Raw genomic sequence first — 19,616 nt, 5'->3', positions numbered from 1 at the left:
TCAGCTTCTAGGGTGCCGATATGGCAGAACTGAACGTTTCGCAGCTACGGGTCGTCCTAGTCGTACCGGATGTGGACGACGCGCTCCGCTACTACCGGGACTCGCTGGGGCTCACCGAGCTGGCCGCAATGGCCGGCCCGAAAGGCGCGCGGGTGGCCATCCTGGCCGCCGGCCAGGCCACCCTGGAGCTAGCCAACGAGGCTCAGGCCGCATTCATCGCCGAGGTCGAGATCGACGGTACTCCGAGCACTCCGGTACGACTCGCGTTCCAGGTCGACGACGCGGTTGCGGCGGTCGACGTCCTCGGCGACACACCGGGCGCACGGCTGATCGCCGCGCCCCGACGCACGCCGTGGGGTTCCCTGAACGCCCGGCTCGACGGGCCGGCGGGCGTGCAGGTGACCTTGTTTCAAGACTCGGCCCTGCCGCTCGGGCAGCTGATCGGTGCGGCGCTGCCGTCGATCGGTGGCGAGCCCGGACTCCTGGCCAGGACCGTCGAGGCGGCCCGGATGCACGGCTCGGCCGGCCAGTTGCCGTTCGCCGCCGTGGTGGCGCTGGACGGGAAGGTGATCGGTGCTGGCGTCAACACAGCGCTGACCGACCTGGATCCGGCGGCGCACGCGGAGGTGACCGCCATCCGAGACGCGGCACGGCGCACCGGGTCGGCCGATCTGCGCGGCGCCGTCGTCTACTCAAGCTGTGAACCGTGCGCGATCTGCCGGACGGTGGCGGGCGCAGCCGGGGTCGGTGAGATCGTCTTCGCCGCGGGCAAGGAGTCCGTTCCGCCGGCGATGAACCCCGACCCCCAGACGACCGGTCGGTTGATCGACGCCGTGTCGGCGGTACTGCCGGGCATCGCCCGGCGCGCGGACACCGGGTTGTCGGCCGAGCAGCTCTCCGCGCCCTTCCACGCCTATCTCGCCCAGGCGGCGTGATGGCCAGGCTGGGAATCAACGTGCCGAACTTCGGGCCCGAGGCGGTCCCGGAGGCGTTCCTCGACTGGGCCCGGTTCGCCGAGCACAACGGCCTGTCCACCCTGGTCGTGTCGGACCATGTGGCGCCCACCGCCGAGGTGACCTCGGTGTATCCTGCGCCGTTCTACGACCCCTTCGTGCTGCTGTCCTGGTTGTTCCCGCAGACCGAGAGGATCCGACTTGGTACCTCGGTGGCGGTGCTGCCGTACCGTCATCCGTTGCTGACCGCCCGGATGAGTGCCATGTTGCAGTTGCTCAGCCAGGGCCGGTTCGTCCTCGGCGTAGGCTCGGGATGGGCGGCCACCGAGTTCGCGGCGCTCGGGCTCGACGTGCGGCAACGGGGCCGCACCACCGACTCCCACCTCGGGGTGATCACGAGAGCCTGGGCGGCCGACACGGTCAGCTCCAGCGAACACGGATTTTCCGATGTCGCGACGGGGCCGGCCCCACTTGGAGGCGGGATGCCGGTCTGGGTCGGTGGCGCCGGCCGGGCCGCGATCCGCCGGGCCGCCCGGTTCGGCACGGCCTGGCACCCGATCAATCCGACTCTGGACTGGCTCAGGAACAGAGGTTTGCCGGCGCTGACGGCGGCGGCCGCCGAGGCGGGTCGACCGGTTCCGGCTCTGGTCCCCCGGATCAAGGCCCGGCTGCAGGCCCGGTCCGCGGGCCCGGATCGTCCGCTCGGCGTGGGCACCCTCGCCCAGATCGTCGGGGACGTCAGGGCGCTCACCGAGTGCGGAGCGGCCGAGATCATCCTCGACCCGAACCCGGACGTCCCGACGAGACGGGACTTCGCGGCCGAGCAACGACAGCTGGTCGAGATCGTTCAGGCGTATCGACAAGAAGTCCCTTGACCGGTATAGAAGACTCGCGTACTGTACCGGTATAGAGGTTGACCGGTCAGCCGAGGGGTGATCATCATGGAAATGGCATCTGGCTTCGTCGGAGCAATCAACGAGGTTTCCCGCAACGTCAACAGCGCCCGCCCGGACGCGCCCGTCGTGCCGCACGTCGAACGCCCCCAGCGCACCCGGCTCGTCCGGCTTGCACTGGCCAAGGGCCTGCAGCGGGCGGCCCAGGCGATCGCCCCGGCCGAGCGCAGCCCTGCCTGATAACCTCGCCTCACCTCAGTAGGTGGACGAGAGGCGGTGGGCGTGGCCCCACGAGTGACGTTGCAGACCATCGCGGACCGGGTAGGCGTCAGCCGCATGACCGTCTCAAACGCTTTCTCCCGCCCGGACCAACTCTCCAGTACCCTGCGAGAGCGCATTCTTGCCGCCGCTCAGGAACTTGGCTATGTCGGCCCCGATCCTGCCGCACGCGCACTGGCCAAAGGCACAACCGGCGCGGTGGGTATTGTTCTCACCGAATCCCTCCGATTCGCATTCACCGATCTGGTGGCGACCAGCTTCCTCGGCGCGATCGCCGAGGAGCTGGCCCCCACCGGCCTCGCGCTCACCCTGCTGAGTTCCGCCAGCAGCGGCGGGATCATCCCGGCCCGTGACGTCGCCATCGACGGCGCGTTGGTCTACGCGTGTGATCCGACCTCACCCGCGGTCGACTGGCTGTCCCGCCGGCGACTTCCCCTGGTTTTCGTGGACCAGAAGCCTGTCGCGACCGTGACCTGCGTCAACGTGGACGACCGGGCAGGTGCCCGCGCCGCCGCGCAACACATCGTCGACCTGGGCCATCGCCGGGTCGGCTTTCTGCTGTCCGGGGCGCACGGCGAGCACGGACTCATCGAGGATCCCCTTTCGCTGGCAGATGGTTACCCCTCCCGACAACGGATGCTGGGATGGTTCGACGCCCTGGACGCCGCCGCGATCCGCCCGGTCGTGGCTCGTGAGCCCAGCGGCGGGATCGACGCCGTCCGCGCAGCCGCACGGCTGTTGTTGGACCGCGACGACCCGCCCACCGCCGTTCTGTGCTTCTCCGACGCCATCGCCTACGGGGTCATCCAGGAAGCGACCGCGCTGGGCATGCGTGTTCCCGGTGACGTCTCGGTAGTCGGCTTCGACGACAATCCCCTGGCCACCCAGATCCGGCCGACCCTCACCACGGTGCGCCAGGACGTCGTGCTGAAGGGGCGGGCGGCGGCGGAGGCGCTGCGGGTAGCCGTCGAGCAGGCCCGGACCGGCGCGGCAGCCGACCCGCGACACATCCTGCTCCCCACCGAACTGGTGGTCAGAGGCAGTACCGCGCCCGTCCGGTGAGTCCGGCACCCGCCAGGGCCACAAGCCGCGGGCACCCATGACGCCGGGCCGGCAGGCGCGCGAACATCGTGCCGGGCCATGCATTGCCGAACGCCGTACCGGGACGGCAACCTCGCCGTCCCGGTACGACCGCCTTGGTCCGTCCGTCATCTGGCCGATGCCGATACCAGTTCACGAAGCGGCGGCTCGACGGGTCGCGCCGCCGGCTCCGATGGGAAGTCGCGACGTACCCACATGGGACCGAGTATCAGCAGGGCAAGTCCGGTCAGTGGGAACATCGCGGCAACCACCTTCTGCCAGACGGCCAGCTCCATCGGTGACGGAGGCGATTCCGGAATGCCCAACAGGCTGAACACCCGGATGGTGAACACCAGCACCAACACCCCGGTCGCGACGGCGAGCCATGCCGAACGGGTCTGGTAAGCGCGGCAGGCCAGCCAGATGAGCAACGGGATCACGTACACCCAGTGGTGTTCCCAGCTCACCGGCGACACCAGCAGGCCGGTGACCGCCGCAGCCGAGAATCCCAGGAAGTCCGAACCACGCAGGTAGACGTACCTGGCCACCGCGAGCCCGAAGACCGCCACGCCGGCCAGGATCACCAGCCACCACCGAGCGAACTGCTCTCCCTCGAGTACCCGGGCCAACGCCCCGGACAACGACTGGTTCGGAGTGTCGAAGACACCACCGGCACGCGACGAGTGCAGCACCAACCCGCTCCAGTAGGTCAGCGAGTCCCTTGGCAGCACAGCGAAACCGGCCACCACCGTGCCGAGGAAGGCCCCCAGGGCGGTGCCGGCGGCCCGCCACTGCCGGGTGACGACGAGGTAGCCGATGAAGATCAGCGGGGTCACCTTCAGGCCGGCGGCGATGCCGATGCCCACACCACGCCAGCGACCGCCACCGCCCCGGAAGTCCAGCAGCACCAGGAGCAGCAGGAACATGTTGATCTGACCGGCGATCAGCTGAATCCGGACCGGCAGCAACCACGCGGCGAGGATCAGCACGACCACGGTGAGCACCCCGCGCACCCGTGCGTCCCGGACCCCGGCCACCTTCAGCGTCATCCAGACGACCGCGCCGAGGGCAACCAACGACGCGGTGTTCCACACCAGGCTCGCCGCCCCGATCGGCAGGTAGGACAAGGGCACGAAGAACAGCACCGCGGTCAACGGTGGATACAGGTACGGCATGGGACCGTACAGCGGCGACATGATGACCACGTCGTACAGCGAGGTGCCTTCACGCACCGCGAGACCGCTGGCAAGGTAGACCTTGAGGTCGACCGTCCAGCGCAGTGCCCAGTACGGGTCCCGGGTGAAGACGTACGAGGCCAGCAGGGCCAGCCCGAACGCAGTCACCAGCACCGCCGCCGCAGTGATGACGGCCGGGCGCGCCGTCGACCGCGAGTCGGTCGGACGAATGGCCGGACCCGGGTGGGGATCCACAGTTGCACTCTTCATGATCATCTCCATGCCTACGCCGGCTGGCGGCGGTAGACATCGAACTCGTCGTAGAACGGCACCAGGTCGAGCCGTCGCCACATGTCGCCTCGGTCGCTCTGGTGGCCCGCCAGCGCAGGCGGCAGTGGACGCGGACCGATCAGCAGGTCGTGGCGACCGGCGAGGCGAACACTGGCCCCGGTGACGCCGAGGCGCCTCAGCACCGCGACGGCGTCGACCTCGTCGCAACCGTTGAGCAGCAGCTCCACCACGCCATCGCAGACCACCACCTCGTCGGTGACCCGAAGTCCGGCGGTCGGTGCCGGCACACCGGCCGGCAGGCGTACCCGGGTGGTGATGTCCGAGCGGGCGGATCGACGTTGGGCCGGCCCGTACCGCCCGGCGTCGGCCATAACGATCTGGTGTTCGACCACCCGCGCGAGGAGTTGAGCAGTACGGTCCCAGCCGAACAGGCCCGCCCACACCCGACAGCACCGCGCCGTCAGATCGGCGTACCGCTGGTCGGAAAGGAGCCGCACGCCGCGCACGATCTCCGCGCCCAGCTGCTCCTGATCAGCCACGACGTACCCGGTCCGGCCGCCGAGCACGAAGTTGTCCGCCCCAGGTGTGTCCAGGACGAGGCACGGCACCCCGAGTGCGGCGGCGCGCAGCGGCTCGAATCCAGCAAGCTCGGCGGTCGCCGTCGACACGGTGAGCCAGGCGCGGGCGAGCCTGCGGTCTCGTTCCGACTGCGGTAGCCGGCCGGGGAGCGAGACCACCCTCTTCAGAGCTCCGTCGGCGATCATCCGCCGTAGTCGGGGTAGCTCCGGTCCGGTCCCGAGGACCTCCACCGTCAAGCCGGTCAGTTGGCCGGCAACCGCCGCCAGCGCCCGCAGAAACACATCGATCCGTCGGTCCGAGGCCAGGCGCGTGTCGATCACGATCAGCGGATCGGCCGACCGTGCACCGGAGGTGGCGCCAGGGTCGGTACCGGGCGGCACCACGAAGATCGGTCCACGGGCCCGGGCGTGCCGGCGCACCGCGTGCCGGGCCGCAGGAGACAGCGTGACGATCGCGTCGGCACCGCGCGGCGCACGCGTGGCCGGATACCACGAGAGGCGGCGTAGCGCCGACAGAGAGCTCGGTCGGGTGTCGTCCGGGCCTGGCGGCGGGTCCGTCACCACGGCCACTACGGGTGCTCGGCCGCCGGCCAGCACGCTCCCCCGTGGGTATCCGGTGGCGTCGACCACCGCATGTGCCCGGCGAACCAACTGCGTCAACACGGACGGCTGCCGCCATGACCTGATCCCGCTCCGGACCACCATCACGCCGTCGATCGGTTCTACGTCGGGCAGACCTGGCGCACGCTCCACGGCCCAGCTGACGGAGGCTCCCCAGCCAGCCCAACGCCGGGCGACCTGGTGCAGGTACCGTTCCTGTCCACCGGCATCGGGATGGCGCACGTCACGGTCGCTCACCACCAACAGCTGCCGATCCGCCAGGGTGAAGCTCCCCTTGTTCATCGCAGCTCCAGCCGGTACAGCCGCAGCAGGTCGGCGAAGGCAGCCGGACCGTCGTGCAGCGGGCGGAAGGTGGAGCGCTGGTCGTCGGTCCATGCCACCGCGATCTCAGCGATCCGACCCCCGCCCCGCCGAATCTGACGTAGGAGCTCCACGTCGAAGGCGAAGCCGTTGACCCGACAGCGCCGCAACGCGTGCTGCACCGCGATCCGGTCGAAGATCTTGAACCCACACTGAGTGTCGTGGACGCCCGGCACGAGCCGTCGGGCCAGGGCTCGGAACGCCGCTCCCCCGAGCCGGCGGCCGAGCGGCTGCGGCCGGACGAGCTGAGCACCAGGTGCGTGTCGGGAAGCGATCGCAGCCGTAGCTCCCGCGTCCAGCTCCGCCATCGCCCGATGCAACGTCTCGATCGGCGTCGACAGGTCCGCGTCGATGAAGCCGACGTAGCGAGAACGACTGCTCTCGATACCCCGGCGCACTGCGGAGCCCTTACCCGGCCGGGAGCACCCGGCCACGACGACCTCCACGGGGTCACGTGCCACCGTCGCGGTAGCTACCGGTTCGGCACTTCCGACCGCCACCGCGGCCGTGTCGTCGGTACTGCCGTTGTCGACCACCACGATCCGGCTCCGCCACGGACAGTCCGCCAGGAAGCCGGAGACCACCGCCAGGGTGGCGGGTAGCCGGGCGGCCTCGTTGAACGCCGGTACGACCAGTTCCAGGTCGACCGCGCTGCGCGCGTACGGCACGGACGGTTGCGCCAGCCAGTCGCTGTCCCGGCCGGCGGTGCCGGTAGCGACAAGGGTGGCGGTGCCGGGACCGCCCGAGGCCCGCGGCGTCATCCCGCACCTCCCGGTGATGTCGCGTCGGACACCAGCGAACCACGCGCGGTGGTGTGCTGGCTGGCGAACAGCCGGGGGTGCGCTTCGCGGATACCACCCACGACCATGTCGTAGGGAACATCGTCGAATTCGCCATGCGACTTGAGGAATTCCATATGTAGCCGCCCCTCGTTGTCGTACGGGTGGTACATGCTGTCGGCGCGGCCGTCGAAATCGAGGGGACGGATTCCGTAGAGCCGGCAGAGAATTTTGTTGAAAACCGGCGTCACGCGGACCCATTTACCCTCCAGGAACACGGTGGTCAGGCTGTGGAACGTGAAAACCTTGCCACCCATCAGCTCTTCGAGCCTGGGCGACGCAAGATGGTTTCGGACGTCTCCGTAGTAGATCCGACTCGGAACGCCGACGGATCGCATCACCGCCGCATACACGATCGACTTATGGACACAGAACCCCATGCCCCAATACCGTCAACTTAACGCGTCTGGCCTGGTCAGGACCCACAACCTGATCTTGGTGCGGGGTGGTAGGGGTTTCTTGTAGTCGTCTGTCTGGCGGGGGTAGCGGCGTCCGGGTTGGCGTTGTTGGCGGGCGAAGCTGCGGATGCGGGGCGTGGCCGGTAGGAGGTTGCGTTCGTCGGTGATCTCGTAGATGACGTCGGCGACCAGATCGGCCAGGTCGTCAGGGGGAAAAGGCCGCGTCGTCACTGACGTGACGCGCGGCTGCCTGCACGGTGCGGGTGAACGATATGCGGTCGGGGTCCAGGTCGGCGTGTTCGGCACCGGCGACGATCAGCGCGCGGATGGCCTGGTAGACGCAGAGCAATGCGTAGACCTCCTGGTAGACCAGGTCCGGGCGCCCGGACCGCAGGACGACCTCGGCGCCGCCGCGCAGCCGGGTCTCCACGTCACCGATCGCGGTCTCCAGGGTCCACCGCTCGTGGTAGAGCTCGGGGAAATCCCGCAGGGGGTAGGCGTCCGGGTCGAGCAGGGTGGTCACCAGGCAGAACAGTTCGCTGACCTCACGGTTGCCGTGCTCGTCCGGCTCGGATTCCACCGTGTACTCGATCACCCGGACGCTGATGCCGGGGATCTGCTCAGGGGGTACCTTCGTCTTGCGGCGGCGCAGCCGTCGTGCCTGTTGCGGGTCGGCGATCCTCGACACATACGAGCCGTCGGCCAGGACCTGCAGCACCGGCAGGTCCACCCCCGCCTTGACTCGCAGTACCGCGTGCGCGTTGGTGGCCACGATCGCGGTCAGGTCCTCGTACGACAGGAAGTTACGGTCGGCCACGACCACGTCCCCGGTTCCCAACCGTGGCCACAACGTGCGGGCCAGGTTCTGCTCCCCGGTGGCCAGCACGCCCACGGCGGCGCCTTGCAGGCAGCGGGTACCGACCTCGGCCAGCGCCACCACCCGGACCTGCGGATACCCCACCGGTCCGGCCGAGTTCGAGGGCATCCCGAAACGCGCCACGTTCTCCGGCGTCCGAGCCACATTCATGGTGAACCCGTCGGCGGCCAGCTTCCGCAACCCATGGAAGTACGCCCACGGCGCCGCGGCCGCGTCGGTCACCATCGGCCGCATCGAGGTCGCCAACACCCCCTGCATCGCCTCCGGCCCCAACCGCACCCTGGCCTTGGCCAGCGCCGCCACCGACGGCTGCATCCCCACCTGCCGCCGCATCCGGTACCGCCGGGCCCACGACAGCCCACCCAGCAGCTTGTTCCACACCTCCACGTACGCGCTGTCGAGAAACAACACGCACGCCATCACGTAGTACGCCATCAACCGAGCCGGCAGCAGCCGATGCCGCTGCTCCCGCGCATCCCACTCCTCGATCGCCAGATCCACCGACTCCGGCGGGAACGCCGCCGTCAACACCCCGACCCCCACCAGATCCGGCAACCGAACCCGCGACCCCGCCTTGACCTGACCAGCCCTCGCCACGAGCAGAGATCATAGACCGCCCCACACTAAGTTAACGGCATTGGCCTCAGCCCCATCCACAGCCCCCCGCACGGCTAGACGGTCAACTTACTAGAGTATTGCACGCCACGCCCAGTTCATCAACATCGGCAGACATAAATAAATCACCCGTCCACCGCGGATCGATCTGCGGTACGGACCACCCGGTCGAACAAGCAGGCCAACCGAAGTAAACTGCAGCCGCGCACAGGATCAACTTTGACCGACGCCAGCGCCCGATGCAATTCGTTTATACTTGACTTGACTTGAACCTATTCTGCGGAAAGTCCGGTTCCATCGGATCCGCGTGCCCCGGGGCGAGGTCACACCGGTCCGGACCGCTATGGACCCACGTCGAGGTGCGGCGCAGCTCACCATCGTCCAAGGCCACCACAGCACCTGCCGCCGCCACCGCTAACCTGCTCAGGCTCAGTGGCTCCCCTCACGCCGGCGAACCCGGTCGCGGTGGCCAATCAGGTCACCTGCGGAAGCCAACACGCGGCCCGTAGGCAACCACACCTACCGCGACCTGCCCCCATCCCCGCACAAACGTGGATGGGGGCAGGGCACTTCCGTGCCTCTGACGGGCCGCCCCGGGGAGCAGGCCACCGCGAGGCAGCCACTCGCAACGGTACGGCGACGCTGATCGCAGCCGGCACCATCGGGCGGCTACCGGTCCGTCACGCACCGGCACAGCCGCCTCGGTCAGGGTCACCTCGACACTCCACAGCAGCTTTTCGATCTGGACGCCGTCACCACCAGCGACACCCCGTCGGAGGCGTCCATGGAACCGACACCGCCAGGCGAAGCGGGCAGGCGCCGCATCCCAGCTCAACAGCTTCAACCGGTCATCGTCATGAGTTGTGCGGGCGCTACCGTTGGCGCCGGTCCGGATCCGCGTGGCGGCCACAGATTGTTAACGAAGCAGTACGGCGCGAGGGCGCTGGCCAGGTCGTGGCCCTGACCGGCGAAGGCTTGGGCCATCGCCACCGGGTCGTAGTAGGCATACCGGTGCGCGGACAGCGACGCCTGCCAGGTCCGGGCCAGCAGCTCGGCGAAGCCGCCCGGCCCCGCCGCTGCGGGTCTGTGCGAGAGGTTCAGGTGGCGCAAACTTATCTGATTGAGACTGGCGACCTCGGAGTCGTACCTGGCCCGGAACCGGTTGCCGGACATCGTCAAAAGCACGGTGGCGGTGCTGACCCGGCGCCGGACGGCGACCGGGAACGCCTCACCCCGGGAACCGGGCGAACTGGTCCAACCAGTAGCGTGCGGCGTGATCCGAGCGGGAACCCTCATGCTGCTCATGGGCCGCGACATCAACCAACTGCCAGGCGGCCGGCCTCGGGACCGCCCCGCGCAGTAGCAGCAGCCGCAGGTCACGTAGCACGATCTCGGCCGCGCGGTAGTTGACCGCAGCATGGTTGGTTGAACACCAACGCGATCTGGCGCACCCGGGGGGGCGATCTGGAACAGGCCGACCCTTAGGGCGCACTCGTCACGGTGGTCCACCGGGTCGGCGGCCAGTTCCGTCGCGGCCCGCGCGCCGTCGGGGTCGGCCCGCGACGGCGGTGCGGCGAACAGGCGTACCGGCAGCGTGCCGGTGGCCGCGACCACCTGGCCAAGTCGTCGCCGGCCGGCCGGAACCCGGTCCGCAGCGCAGCATGCCGCTCGACGAGCAGCCCGACCGCCCGGCTCAGCCGCTCGACGTCGGTGTCGACCCGGTCGGGCACCCGCAGGGTGCGGGGCAGGTGGGCATCGCCGGGGCGGCGTCGAAGGCAGCCCGGTCTGGCCAGGTGGCGCGTTGGCTCCAGGTCAGCGGTGCCACGGCGGCGGACGGCACGGCGACCCGGATACTGGGCGCCGGTCGGCTCAGCCGCGTCCGCCGGGCTGCCAGGGCCAGGGCACGTCCCGGTACGCGGCCTCGATGAGCAGCGCCTCCAGGTCACGCAGGTACGGCTCGATCGTCTCCGGCGCAAGGAACCGGGTGTCGACCGTGTAGGTGAGGCCGAGCGCCTCCGGCTCGTCCACCACGTGCAGCAGGCGGTGCCAGGAGGCGGCGTCCAGGCCGTCGATGAGAGTGAAGTGGCTGCCGTCTGCGGTCGCCCGCAACTGCTGCTCGGCTACCGGCGGCACGTCGTCCACCACGTCCCCGCCGGGCAGCCGGACGTCGTTGAAATAGTAGTGCGGCAGGAATGCGGTGGTGTAGTCGTAGCCGAGCTCCTCGAACCTCGTCCGCATCGCGACGGCGTCGTAGTAGGCGTGCAAATAGCCGTCTAGCGCGACCCGATAGATCCGTGGTAACAGCTCAAAGAATCCCGGCCGATCGGCGATGTCCAGCACGCAGAAGCCGATTTGACCGAGATTGGCGATCGCATTGACGTACTCGGGCCGGAAGCGGTTGTGCGACATGTTGAACAGTCCGCAGACCTGACGCCCGGTCGCTCCGGCGGACAGGGCGGTGGTAGCGGCGAGCAGCACCGTCGAGAAACTCACCCGATGCCGGGCGGCGACCATCCGGGCGGCGGTGGCGGCGGCCGACGAGACCAGTGTGCCCCGGTGCAGCCGTGGGGTGGCCGGCGGCGCCGGCTCGTCGAGCGAGACGTCGGCCAGCCGGCGGTACTGCCGGAGCCAGTACGCCACGGTACGGCCCGAGTGCCGCTGGTCCGGCCCGTGCTGGCGGCGGGCCACGTCCACCGACTGCAGCCCGGCCGGGGTGCCCAGGTCGCCCCGGAGCAGGATCAGCCGCAGGTCACGCAGCACCACCTCGACCGCGTACGCGTCCACGGTCGAGTGGCTGAAAACCAGCACCAGCTGGCGTACCACGCCGTCGACCCGCACCACGGCGAACCGCACCGGCCACTCCCGACCGTGGTCGAAGGCGACATCACCCAGCCGGCGGGTGAGCTCGGCGGCCGCCACGGCGCCGTCGCCGGTGCCCGCAACCACCAGGACCGGGACCTGCCCGGCCGCCGCGGTCTCCTGCCGCGACGTGCCGTCCGCCGTCCGGCATACCCGGGTACGCAGCCCGCCGTGCCGGCCGACTAGCACGCCGATTGCCCGCACCACGCTGGACAGGTCGGCCGGGGCCCGACGCGGCACCGCCAGCACCCGACGCAGGTTGAGGAACAGGTGCTGGGTCCTCGACAGGGCGGCGGCCCGCCACATGACCTGCTGCGCCCAGGTCATGTGGGCCACCTCAGTCCGACCACCGTGGAACTCCGCGTGGACCAACTCGTCCATGGCCCACTCGGCGGGCACGACGGCATCGACGAATCGCATTCCCGACGGTACGACGGCACGACATGCATCGAATCGATCATTCGTCCGTACCACAGTGCACTAAAAGTTGATTCCGCTGTGCCGACGACGGGGGTCAGGCTGATGGCTCACGTAGACGAATCAAAGGCAATCCGGGTGACGAATCTCGACGTACCAGCGCAGGATGTCCCGATCCAATCACAAGTGATTCAGCACCGAAAAGGGGAAAGTCCGGCACTGTCGTTCGGTCAGGAGCGGATCTGGTTCACCGAACAGCTGACGCCGGGTACCGCCGGCTACGTCGTGCACAGCACGGTACGGATGGGTGGACCGCTCGATGCCGACCTGCTGCGTGCCGCAGTGGATACCGCCGCGGCCCGCCACGACAGCCTGCGGATGCGGTTCACCGAGAACCTCGACGGCGAGCCGCAGGTCGAGGTGGTACCGCAGGTCACCGTACCGTTCACGGTGCTCGACGCCGACAACGAGGCACACGCCCGGGAGCTGGTCGACGCCGCCGTGCGGACCCCGTTCGACCTGGCCGTCGCACCGCTGCTGCGGGTGCTCCTGGTCCGGCTCGGCGATGACGACCAGGTGCTGCATGTGGGGATGCACCACATCGTCAGCGACGGCTGGTCGCTGAACCTGCTGCTGGCCGAGGTCGCCGCCCTCTACGGCGCGCTCACCGACGGTCTGCCGGTGCCGCCGGCACCGGCCATCGACTACGCCGACTACGCCGCCTGGCAGCGGGTACGCGGGGACGGGCCGGCCGTTCAGCGGGAGCTCACCTACTGGACCGGGGCGCTCGCCGGAGTGCCGCCGCTGCAGCTGCCGACCGACCGGCCCCGACCCGCCGTGCAGTCGTACGCCGGCGACGTGCACCGGTTCGGCTTCGACGCCGAGCTCACCGCGGCGCTGCGCCGGCTGAGCCGGGCCCACCGCAGCACCCTCTACATGACGCTGCTCACCGGCTGGCAGGCGACGTTGTTCCGGTACAGCGGGCAGCGGGACTTCGCCGTCGGATCACCGGTCGCCGGCCGGGTGGTGCCGGAGGTGGAGAACCTCGTCGGGCTGTTCGTCAACACGGTGGCGATCCGGGCCGACCTGTCCCGGGCACCGGCCAACGGCGCCGGCGGTGGCGGTGCCGGCGATCGCGGTGGTGCCAGCAGTGCCGGCGACGGCGGTGAGCCGGGCTTCGGTGAGCTGCTGCGCCGTACCCGGGGGCGGGTGCTACGGGCGCTGAGCCACCAGGAGGTCCCGTTCGAACGTCTGGTCAAGGAGCTCAACGTCGCCCGCGACGTCAGTCGGGCGCCGGTGTTCCAGGTGCTGTTCACCCTGCAGAACTACTCGCGGGCGCGGAGCAGCTGGCCGCGCGGGATCACCACCGGGGCGTTCGGCAGCGACACGGCGGCGGCCCGGTTCGACCTGTCGCTCTACGTCAGCGAGACCGGCGACGGGCTGCGGGCCATGCTGGTCTACAACACCGACCTGTTCGACGCCGCCACCGTGGCACGGCTCACCGGGCACTACCGGGCGTTGCTGCGCGCCGCGGTGGCCGACCCGGACCGGCCGGTGGTGGATCTGCCGCTGCTCGACGACGCACAGCAGCGGCAACTGACCGCGTTCAGCACCGGCCCGGTGCCCGGCACCGACCGGCCACGACCGGCCACTGCCGGGGCGGTCAACCTCGGCGACCTGGTCACCCGGCACGCCACGGCCACCCCGCAGGCACCCGCCGTGGTCCACGGCGACGACCTGATCAGCTACGCCGAGCTGGACCGACGCGCCAACCAGCTGGCCCACCAGCTGCGGGAGCAGGGTGTCGCGCCGGGCCACCTGGTCGGCGTCTGCCTGGACCAGTCGGTGCAGTTGGCGGTCGCGCTGCTCGCCGTACTGCGGGCCGGCGGGGCCTACCTGCCGCTCGATCCCGAGCAGCCACCCGCCCGGCTGCGGCTGATGCTCGCCGACGCCGCCCCGACGGTGGTGTTGACCAGCAGCGCGATCCGCGCCGAGCTGGGCGGCGACGCCGCCCAGGCGGCCCTCGCCGGGGCGACCTGCCTGGACCGGATCGCCCCGGTCGTCGCAAAGCAGCCGACCGGGCCGCCGGCAGGGGCGGCGGGCGGCGACGACCTGGCCTACGTCATCTACACGTCCGGCTCGACCGGCGTGCCCAAGGGGGTCGCGGTCGCCCACCGGCAGGTACTGAACTATCTGGACGGGGTCGCCGAGCGGTTCGACGTCGTGCCGGCCGGCCGGTACGCGCTGCTGCAGTCGCTGTCGTTCGACTTCAGCGTCACCGTGTTCTACCTGGCGTTGGCGACCGGCGGTTGCGTGCATCTGGTGCCGAGGCGATGCACCGGCGAGGAGCTCGCCGACGCGCTGCGCACCGGACGGATCGACTACCTGAAGATGACGCCGTCGCATCTGCGGGCGCTGGCCGCCGAGGTTGACACGGCGCGGCTGCTGCCCCGGCGGGCGCTGATCCTGGGCGGGGAGGCGGCCGACCTGGACTGGGCGGCGGACCTGGCCGGGCACGGCGTACCAGTGTTCAACCATTATGGACCGACTGAGGCCACCGTCGGGGTGACCACCTACCGGGTGTCGGCGCACGAGCGGGGGCCGGGCAGCGTGCCGATCGGCCGCCCACTGCCGTACGCCCGGGTGCACGTGCTCGACGCCCGGCTGCGGCCGGTGCCGGTCGGCGTACCGGGTGAGGTGTACCTGGGCGGCGACCGGCTGGCCCGCGGCTACCTGAACCGGCCCGGGCTGACCGGGCAGCGGTTCGTCCCGGACCCGTTCGGTCCGCCCGGCTCCCGGCTGTACCGCACCGGTGACCTCGGCGCGTGGCGTGCCGACGGCGAACTGCTCTTCCTGGGCCGCACCGACCACCAGGTCAAGATCCGCGGCTACCGGGTGGAGCTGGGTGAGGTGGAGGCGGCGCTGCGCGAGATTCCCGGGGTACGGCAGGCCGCCGTACTGCTGCGTGACGACCGGTTGGTCGGCTACCTGGAACGCGCCCCGCAGGACCCGGCACCGGAGACGGCGCACGGGCCGGAGCCGGCCGAGCTGCGCCGGCTGCTCGCCGACCGATTGCCGGACCACATGATCCCCAGTCGGTACTGCTGGCTGGACCGGCTGCCGCTGCAGGAGCACGGCAAGATCGACCGCAGGGCGCTGCCGGAACCGGGCGACGATCAACCCGCCCGCGAGTACGTCGAGCCGACCGGTCCGGTGCAGACGCTGATCGCCGCCGTCTGGCAGGCGGTGCTGCAGGTGCCCCGGGTCGGCGCCGACGACGACTTCTTCGAGCTGGGCGGGCATTCGCTGCTGGCCACCCAGGTGGTCGCCCGGCTGCGCCGGGAACTGCCGACGGTCCGCGTCGGCGACGGCGCGCCTCCGGCTGTCAGCGTGATGGACCTGTTCCGGCACCGCACCGTACGCGAACTCGCCGCCCTGCTGACCGACGGTGACACCGAGCGGGGTCGGCTGCTGCATGAGCTGACCGCACCGACCTCCGCCGCCGAGCGGGTCGCCACCCTGGTCTGTGTCCCGTACGGCGGCGGCAGCGCGGTGGTCTACCAGCCACTCGCCGACGCGCTGCCGGCCGGCTGGCGGCTGCTGTCGGTGGCGATGCCCGGGCACGACATCGGGCTGGCCGACGAGCCGGCACCGATCGACGAAGTCGCCGAAGGCGTGGTCGCGGAGATCCTGGACCGGGTCGACGGACCGCTGATCCTCTACGGCCACTGTGGGCCCGGCGGGGCGCTCGCCGTAGAGGTGGCCCGCCGGCTGGAACAGGCCGGGCGGGAGTTGACCGCGGTCTACCTCGGTGCGATCTTCCCGTTCGGCCGGCCGACCGGCGGGCTGCTCGGTCCGCTGCTGCGGCTGCGGTTGGTGGAGCGGGTCCGCAGCGACCGGATCTACCGCACCTGGTTGCAGGCGCAGGGCACGTCGATCGGTTCCCTCGACCCGGAAGAGGCGGCGTTCCTGATCCGGGCGATGCGTCACGACGCCCGGGTCAGCGAGGACTACTTCACCGCGCTGATGCGCGACCAGGTGACCCCGCTGCGCGCCCCGGTGATCTCGGTCGTCGGGGAACGCGACCGGGGCACCGACTTCCATGAGGAACGTTTCCAGGAGTGGCACTTCCTGTCCGACCGCACCGCGCTGGCGGTGATCGACGAGGCAGGGCACTACTTCCTCAAGTACCGGGCCGGCGAGCTGGCGGAGATCGTCACCGGCGTCCACCTCCGGCTCGCCGTACCGGCCGAACCAGACGTGCCACCCACCGACGATGCGGGGGTGGAAGACCCGGCGTGGCGGCTGCACGCGGTCTCCGACCGAGGCCCGGCCGCCGATCCGCCGGGGGCCCGGTCCGGACCGTCGGCACCGGACCGGGCGGCGACCGGACCGGACCGGGCAGGTGGGCCACAGCCCAGCCTGCGCCGGTTCGGTCTGGTCGCGGCCGGTCAGATCGTCACCACCACCGGCACCGCGTTGACCAACTTCGCCGTCCCACTGTGGATCTATCTGGAGACCGGTTCGCTGGCCCGGTTCGCCCTGTTCTCGATCGTCAGCCTGCTTCCCGGGCTGCTGATCGCCCCACTGGCCGGGGCGTTGATCGACCGGACGAGTCGCCGCCGGGTGCTACTGGCCGCCAGCGTCGCCGCTGGCGGCGCCAAGGCGGTGATGGCCGGGCTGCTGATCGCCGACCGGGCCGAGATCTGGCACTTCTACCTGCTCGTCGGCTGGCTGTCGGTGGCGTTGGCGTTCCAACGGCTGTCGTTCGTGTCGGCGGTGCCGCAGCTGGTGCCGAAACGCTTCCTCGGCCACGCCAACGGCCTTACCCAGACCGCAGTCGGGTTGACCCAGTTCATGGTGCCGCTGCTGGCGGTCGCGCTGCTGGAGGCGGTCGGACTGCGCGGCATCATGATCATTGACGTGGTGGCGTACGTTTTCGCCGTCACGGTGCTGATCGCGATCCGGTTCCCCCGCACGCTGGCGCTGCAGCGGCGAGAGAGCCTGGGGCAGGAGATTCTCAACGGACTGCGCTACTCGCTGCGCCGCCGGGAGTTCCGCGGCATGCTCGCCTTCTTCGCCGCCCTCAACCTGTTCCTGTTCCCGGTGCTGTTCCTGCTCTCCCCGCTGGTGCTGGGCTTCGCTGAGCTGGCCGAGGTGGCCCGGATCGCGCTCACCGGCGGGGTCGGCGCGGCCGTCGGCGGGCTGGTGATGCTGGTCTGGGGCGGCCCACGCCGCTACCGGATGCGGGCCGTGCTGATCGGCACGCTGGGCATCGCGGTGGCCTGCGCGGTGACCGGGCTACGCCCCAGCCTGCTGGTGATCGGTGCCGGGGCGTTCGGCATGTACTGCGCGCTCGGCCTGGTCAACGGCATCTACAACACGATCATCCAGATCAAGGTGCCGCCCCGGTTCCACGGTCGGGTTTTCGCGCTCAACCAGATGGTCGCCTGGTCGACGATGCCACTCGGCTGGGGGGTGATCGCCCCGCTGGCCACCAGCCTGATGGAGCCGCTGCTGATGCCGGACGGGGCGCTGGCCGGCACGGTCGGGCTGGTGATCGGGGTCGGTCCGGGCCGGGGCATCGCCCTGCTCTACATCGCCTTCGGCGTCTGCATCGCGCTGACCGCGATCGTCTCCATGCGTACCCGGGTGCTGTCCCGGTTCGACGACGAGGTGCCGGACGCCCCGCCGGACGACCTGGTCGGCATCGAGACCCGGCAGGCCCGGGTGGCGGCGTCCCCCGGCGGTGGACAGCGAGCCCAGCAACCGGCGTCCCCCGGCGGTGGCCGATGAGCCCAGCTACCGGTGTCCCCCGGCGGCCGGCCGCCGCGCCGGCCGCTCGGACCGTACCCGAACTGCTCGACTGGCGCTGCGCCCTGCACCCCGACCGGGTCGCCATTGAGGTCCACGGCGTGGGCCAGCTCACCTTCGCCGACTGGCGGGTCGGGTCGCTGGCGGTGGCCGCCGCGCTGCGACGGGCCGGGGTGACCCCCGGTGACCGGATCGCGCTGGTGTTCGCGGCGCGGGAGTGGACCGGCTACGCCGTGGCGTACTGCGCGGTGTTGCGGGCCGGTGCGGTCGCGGTGCCGCTGTCCGACCGTCTCGCCCCGGCCCAACTGGAGTACGCGGTGCGGCACTGCGCCGCCCGGCTGGTGCTGCACGGCCCGCTGACCGCTCCGGCCGGACCGGCGCCGGCCGTACCCGCCGGGGTCGCGCCACTGGCGCTCGCCGACCTGGTCGCCGACGGCACCGACGCGCCCGCTCCCCCGCCACGCCCCGGTGACCTGGCTCAGATCCTCTACACCTCGGGCACCACGGGCCGACCCAAGGGCGTCGGCGCCAGTCACGCCAACCTCGTGGCCGGGGCGCCGAACCACCCGCGCCGGCTGGCCCTGGCCCACTCGGAACGCTTCCTGCACGCCTTCCCGATCGGCACCAACGCCGGGCAGACCATGCTGTTCAACGCGTTGACCGCGAAGCCGGCCGCGCTGACCCTGCCCCGGTTCACCCCGGCGCGGTTCGCCCGCCTGGTGACCGCGCCCGGCACCGGCACCGTCTTCCTGGTCCCGTCGATGGCGATCGAACTGCTCGACTCCGGTGCCCTGCGGGCGCGGGACACCTCCGGCGTGATGCTGATCGGGTCGACGGCGGCGGCGCTCGCACCGGCGGTCGCCACCCGGCTGGCCGCGACGTTCCCGGCCGCGACGATCGTCAACTACTACTCGTCGACCGAGGCCGCCCCCGCCCAGACCGTGATGATCTTCGACCCGGCACGGCGGGCCGCCGTGGGCCGACCGGCAGACGGTCAGCTGATGATCGCCGACGAACAGGGCCGGCCGCTGCCGCCGGGCAGTGTCGGCGAGGTCTGGCTGCGCTGCCCGCATCCGCGCTCGTACTACCGCGACGGCCCGGCCACCGAGGCGACCTTCCGTCAGGGCTGGGTCCGGATGGGTGACCTCGGCCGGCTGGACGCCGACGGCTACCTGTACCTCGCCGACCGGCACCAGGACATGATCAAGTCCGGTGCCTTCAAGATCTCCTCACTGGAGGTGGAGGCCGCGCTGCACGAGCATCCCGCCGTCGGCGAGGCGGCCGCGGTCGCCGTCCCGCACCCCGTGCTCGGGTCGGCTGTCGGGGCGGTGCTGGTACCCCGCGCCGGGCATGCACCGCACGAACTCGCCCTGCCCGCGGTGCGTGCCTTCCTGTCCGACCGGCTCGCCGACTACCAACTGCCGGCCCGGGTGCTGGTCGTCGAGGCGCTGCCCCGCAACGAGGCCGGCAAGGTCCTCAAACGGGCGCTGGCCGCGCTGTTCGACCCGCCGGGCTGACCGCGGCTCCGACCCGGCCGCACCGTCCGACATCGACAAGACAACAGCAG

15 protein-coding genes are annotated in these 19,616 nt (G+C 70.7%); 6 read left to right on the top strand and 9 right to left on the bottom strand.

Annotation, left to right across the window (positions count from 1 at the left end):
- The first annotated feature begins 20 nt into the window (after nucleotides 1–20).
- The 4 genes from O7543_RS27565 (at nucleotide 21) to O7543_RS27550 (ending at nucleotide 3,187) form a co-directional block, all read left to right on the top strand.
- Nucleotides 21–935 (top strand): nucleoside deaminase, encoded by a 915-nt coding sequence (locus O7543_RS27565; protein WP_281551189.1) that lies wholly within the window; start codon nucleotides 21–23, stop codon nucleotides 933–935.
- The gene (locus tag O7543_RS27560) at nucleotides 935–1,828 is read left to right on the top strand and encodes a TIGR03619 family F420-dependent LLM class oxidoreductase (RefSeq protein ID WP_281551190.1); all 894 of its coding nucleotides are present in this window, start codon (nucleotides 935–937) and stop codon (nucleotides 1,826–1,828) included. Before O7543_RS27565 ends, O7543_RS27560 begins: the two co-directional genes overlap by 1 nt.
- 66 nt (nucleotides 1,829–1,894) lie before the next feature.
- Nucleotides 1,895–2,086, top strand: a complete 192-nt coding sequence (locus O7543_RS27555) for a hypothetical protein (RefSeq protein ID WP_281551191.1) — start codon at nucleotides 1,895–1,897, stop codon at nucleotides 2,084–2,086.
- A gap of 54 nt (nucleotides 2,087–2,140) precedes the next feature.
- Nucleotides 2,141–3,187, top strand: a complete 1,047-nt coding sequence (locus O7543_RS27550) for a LacI family DNA-binding transcriptional regulator (protein WP_281551192.1) — start codon at nucleotides 2,141–2,143, stop codon at nucleotides 3,185–3,187.
- 146 nt (nucleotides 3,188–3,333) lie between these two features.
- On the opposite strand, the gene O7543_RS27545 is transcribed toward O7543_RS27550, so the two are convergent.
- The 9 genes from O7543_RS27545 to O7543_RS27505 form a co-directional block, all read right to left on the bottom strand.
- On the bottom strand, nucleotides 3,334–4,650 hold the full coding sequence (locus O7543_RS27545) for a glycosyltransferase 87 family protein (RefSeq protein WP_281551193.1): 1,317 nt from the start codon (nucleotides 4,648–4,650) through the stop codon (nucleotides 3,334–3,336).
- A gap of 14 nt (nucleotides 4,651–4,664) precedes the next feature.
- Nucleotides 4,665–6,152, bottom strand: a complete 1,488-nt coding sequence (locus tag O7543_RS27540) for a glycosyltransferase family 4 protein (RefSeq protein WP_281551194.1) — start codon at nucleotides 6,150–6,152, stop codon at nucleotides 4,665–4,667.
- Complete coding sequence (locus O7543_RS27535) at nucleotides 6,149–6,991, bottom strand: glycosyltransferase (protein WP_281551195.1); 843 nt, start codon at nucleotides 6,989–6,991, stop codon at nucleotides 6,149–6,151. Before O7543_RS27535 ends, O7543_RS27540 begins: the two co-directional genes overlap by 4 nt.
- Entirely contained in the window at nucleotides 6,988–7,449 is a 462-nt protein-coding gene (locus O7543_RS27530) for a transglutaminase-like domain-containing protein (RefSeq protein WP_281551196.1), read from the bottom strand. Before O7543_RS27530 ends, O7543_RS27535 begins: the two co-directional genes overlap by 4 nt.
- 12 nt (nucleotides 7,450–7,461) lie before the next feature.
- Nucleotides 7,462–7,698, bottom strand: coding sequence for a hypothetical protein (locus tag O7543_RS27525; protein ID WP_281551197.1), 237 nt, complete (start codon nucleotides 7,696–7,698; stop codon nucleotides 7,462–7,464).
- A complete protein-coding gene (locus tag O7543_RS27520) occupies nucleotides 7,673–8,941 on the bottom strand; it encodes an IS4 family transposase (protein ID WP_281567164.1) in 1,269 nt (422 codons plus the stop codon). Before O7543_RS27520 ends, O7543_RS27525 begins: the two co-directional genes overlap by 26 nt.
- A gap of 858 nt (nucleotides 8,942–9,799) precedes the next feature.
- Nucleotides 9,800–10,255, bottom strand: coding sequence for a hypothetical protein (locus O7543_RS27515; protein WP_281551200.1), 456 nt, complete (start codon nucleotides 10,253–10,255; stop codon nucleotides 9,800–9,802).
- Nucleotides 10,256–10,440: 185 nt separating this feature from the next.
- A complete protein-coding gene (locus O7543_RS27510; RefSeq protein WP_281551201.1) occupies nucleotides 10,441–10,689 on the bottom strand; it encodes a hypothetical protein in 249 nt (82 codons plus the stop codon).
- 139 nt (nucleotides 10,690–10,828) lie between these two features.
- The gene (locus O7543_RS27505; protein WP_281551202.1) at nucleotides 10,829–12,238 is read right to left on the bottom strand and encodes a condensation domain-containing protein; all 1,410 of its coding nucleotides are present in this window, start codon (nucleotides 12,236–12,238) and stop codon (nucleotides 10,829–10,831) included.
- A gap of 183 nt (nucleotides 12,239–12,421) precedes the next feature.
- On the opposite strand from O7543_RS27505, the gene O7543_RS27500 reads away from it, so the two are divergent.
- Together O7543_RS27500 and O7543_RS27495 are read left to right on the top strand one after the other, a co-directional pair.
- A complete protein-coding gene (locus O7543_RS27500; protein ID WP_281551203.1) occupies nucleotides 12,422–18,031 on the top strand; it encodes a non-ribosomal peptide synthetase/MFS transporter in 5,610 nt (1,869 codons plus the stop codon).
- The gene (locus O7543_RS27495) at nucleotides 18,028–19,566 is read left to right on the top strand and encodes an AMP-binding protein (protein ID WP_281551204.1); all 1,539 of its coding nucleotides are present in this window, start codon (nucleotides 18,028–18,030) and stop codon (nucleotides 19,564–19,566) included. The genes O7543_RS27500 and O7543_RS27495 overlap by 4 nt, the downstream gene beginning before the upstream one ends.
- Nucleotides 19,567–19,616 lie beyond the last annotated feature (50 nt).

It is taken from the genome of Solwaraspora sp. WMMA2080 (assembly GCF_027497395.1).
Lineage (GTDB): Bacteria > Actinomycetota > Actinomycetes > Mycobacteriales > Micromonosporaceae > Micromonospora_E.
This window is presented reverse-complemented; position numbering and strand designations above follow the sequence as displayed.

What these genes read in the sequence shown, in the direction of transcription:
- O7543_RS27565 (WP_281551189.1), top strand. Translation starts at nt 21, where the DNA reads ATGGCAGAACTGAACGTTTCGCAGCTACGGGTCGTCCTAGTCGTACCG.
- O7543_RS27560 (WP_281551190.1), top strand. Translation starts at nt 935, where the DNA reads ATGGCCAGGCTGGGAATCAACGTGCCGAACTTCGGGCCCGAGGCGGTC.
- O7543_RS27555 (WP_281551191.1), top strand. Translation starts at nt 1,895, where the DNA reads ATGGAAATGGCATCTGGCTTCGTCGGAGCAATCAACGAGGTTTCCCGC.
- O7543_RS27545 (WP_281551193.1), bottom strand. Translation starts at nt 4,650, where the DNA reads ATGAAGAGTGCAACTGTGGATCCCCACCCGGGTCCGGCCATTCGTCCG.
- O7543_RS27540 (WP_281551194.1), bottom strand. Translation starts at nt 6,152, where the DNA reads ATGAACAAGGGGAGCTTCACCCTGGCGGATCGGCAGCTGTTGGTGGTG.
- O7543_RS27535 (WP_281551195.1), bottom strand. Translation starts at nt 6,991, where the DNA reads ATGACGCCGCGGGCCTCGGGCGGTCCCGGCACCGCCACCCTTGTCGCT.
- O7543_RS27530 (WP_281551196.1), bottom strand. Translation starts at nt 7,449, where the DNA reads ATGGGGTTCTGTGTCCATAAGTCGATCGTGTATGCGGCGGTGATGCGA.
- O7543_RS27515 (WP_281551200.1), bottom strand. Translation starts at nt 10,255, where the DNA reads ATGAGGGTTCCCGCTCGGATCACGCCGCACGCTACTGGTTGGACCAGT.
- O7543_RS27505 (WP_281551202.1), bottom strand. Translation starts at nt 12,238, where the DNA reads ATGCGATTCGTCGATGCCGTCGTGCCCGCCGAGTGGGCCATGGACGAG.
- O7543_RS27495 (WP_281551204.1), top strand. Translation starts at nt 18,028, where the DNA reads ATGAGCCCAGCTACCGGTGTCCCCCGGCGGCCGGCCGCCGCGCCGGCC.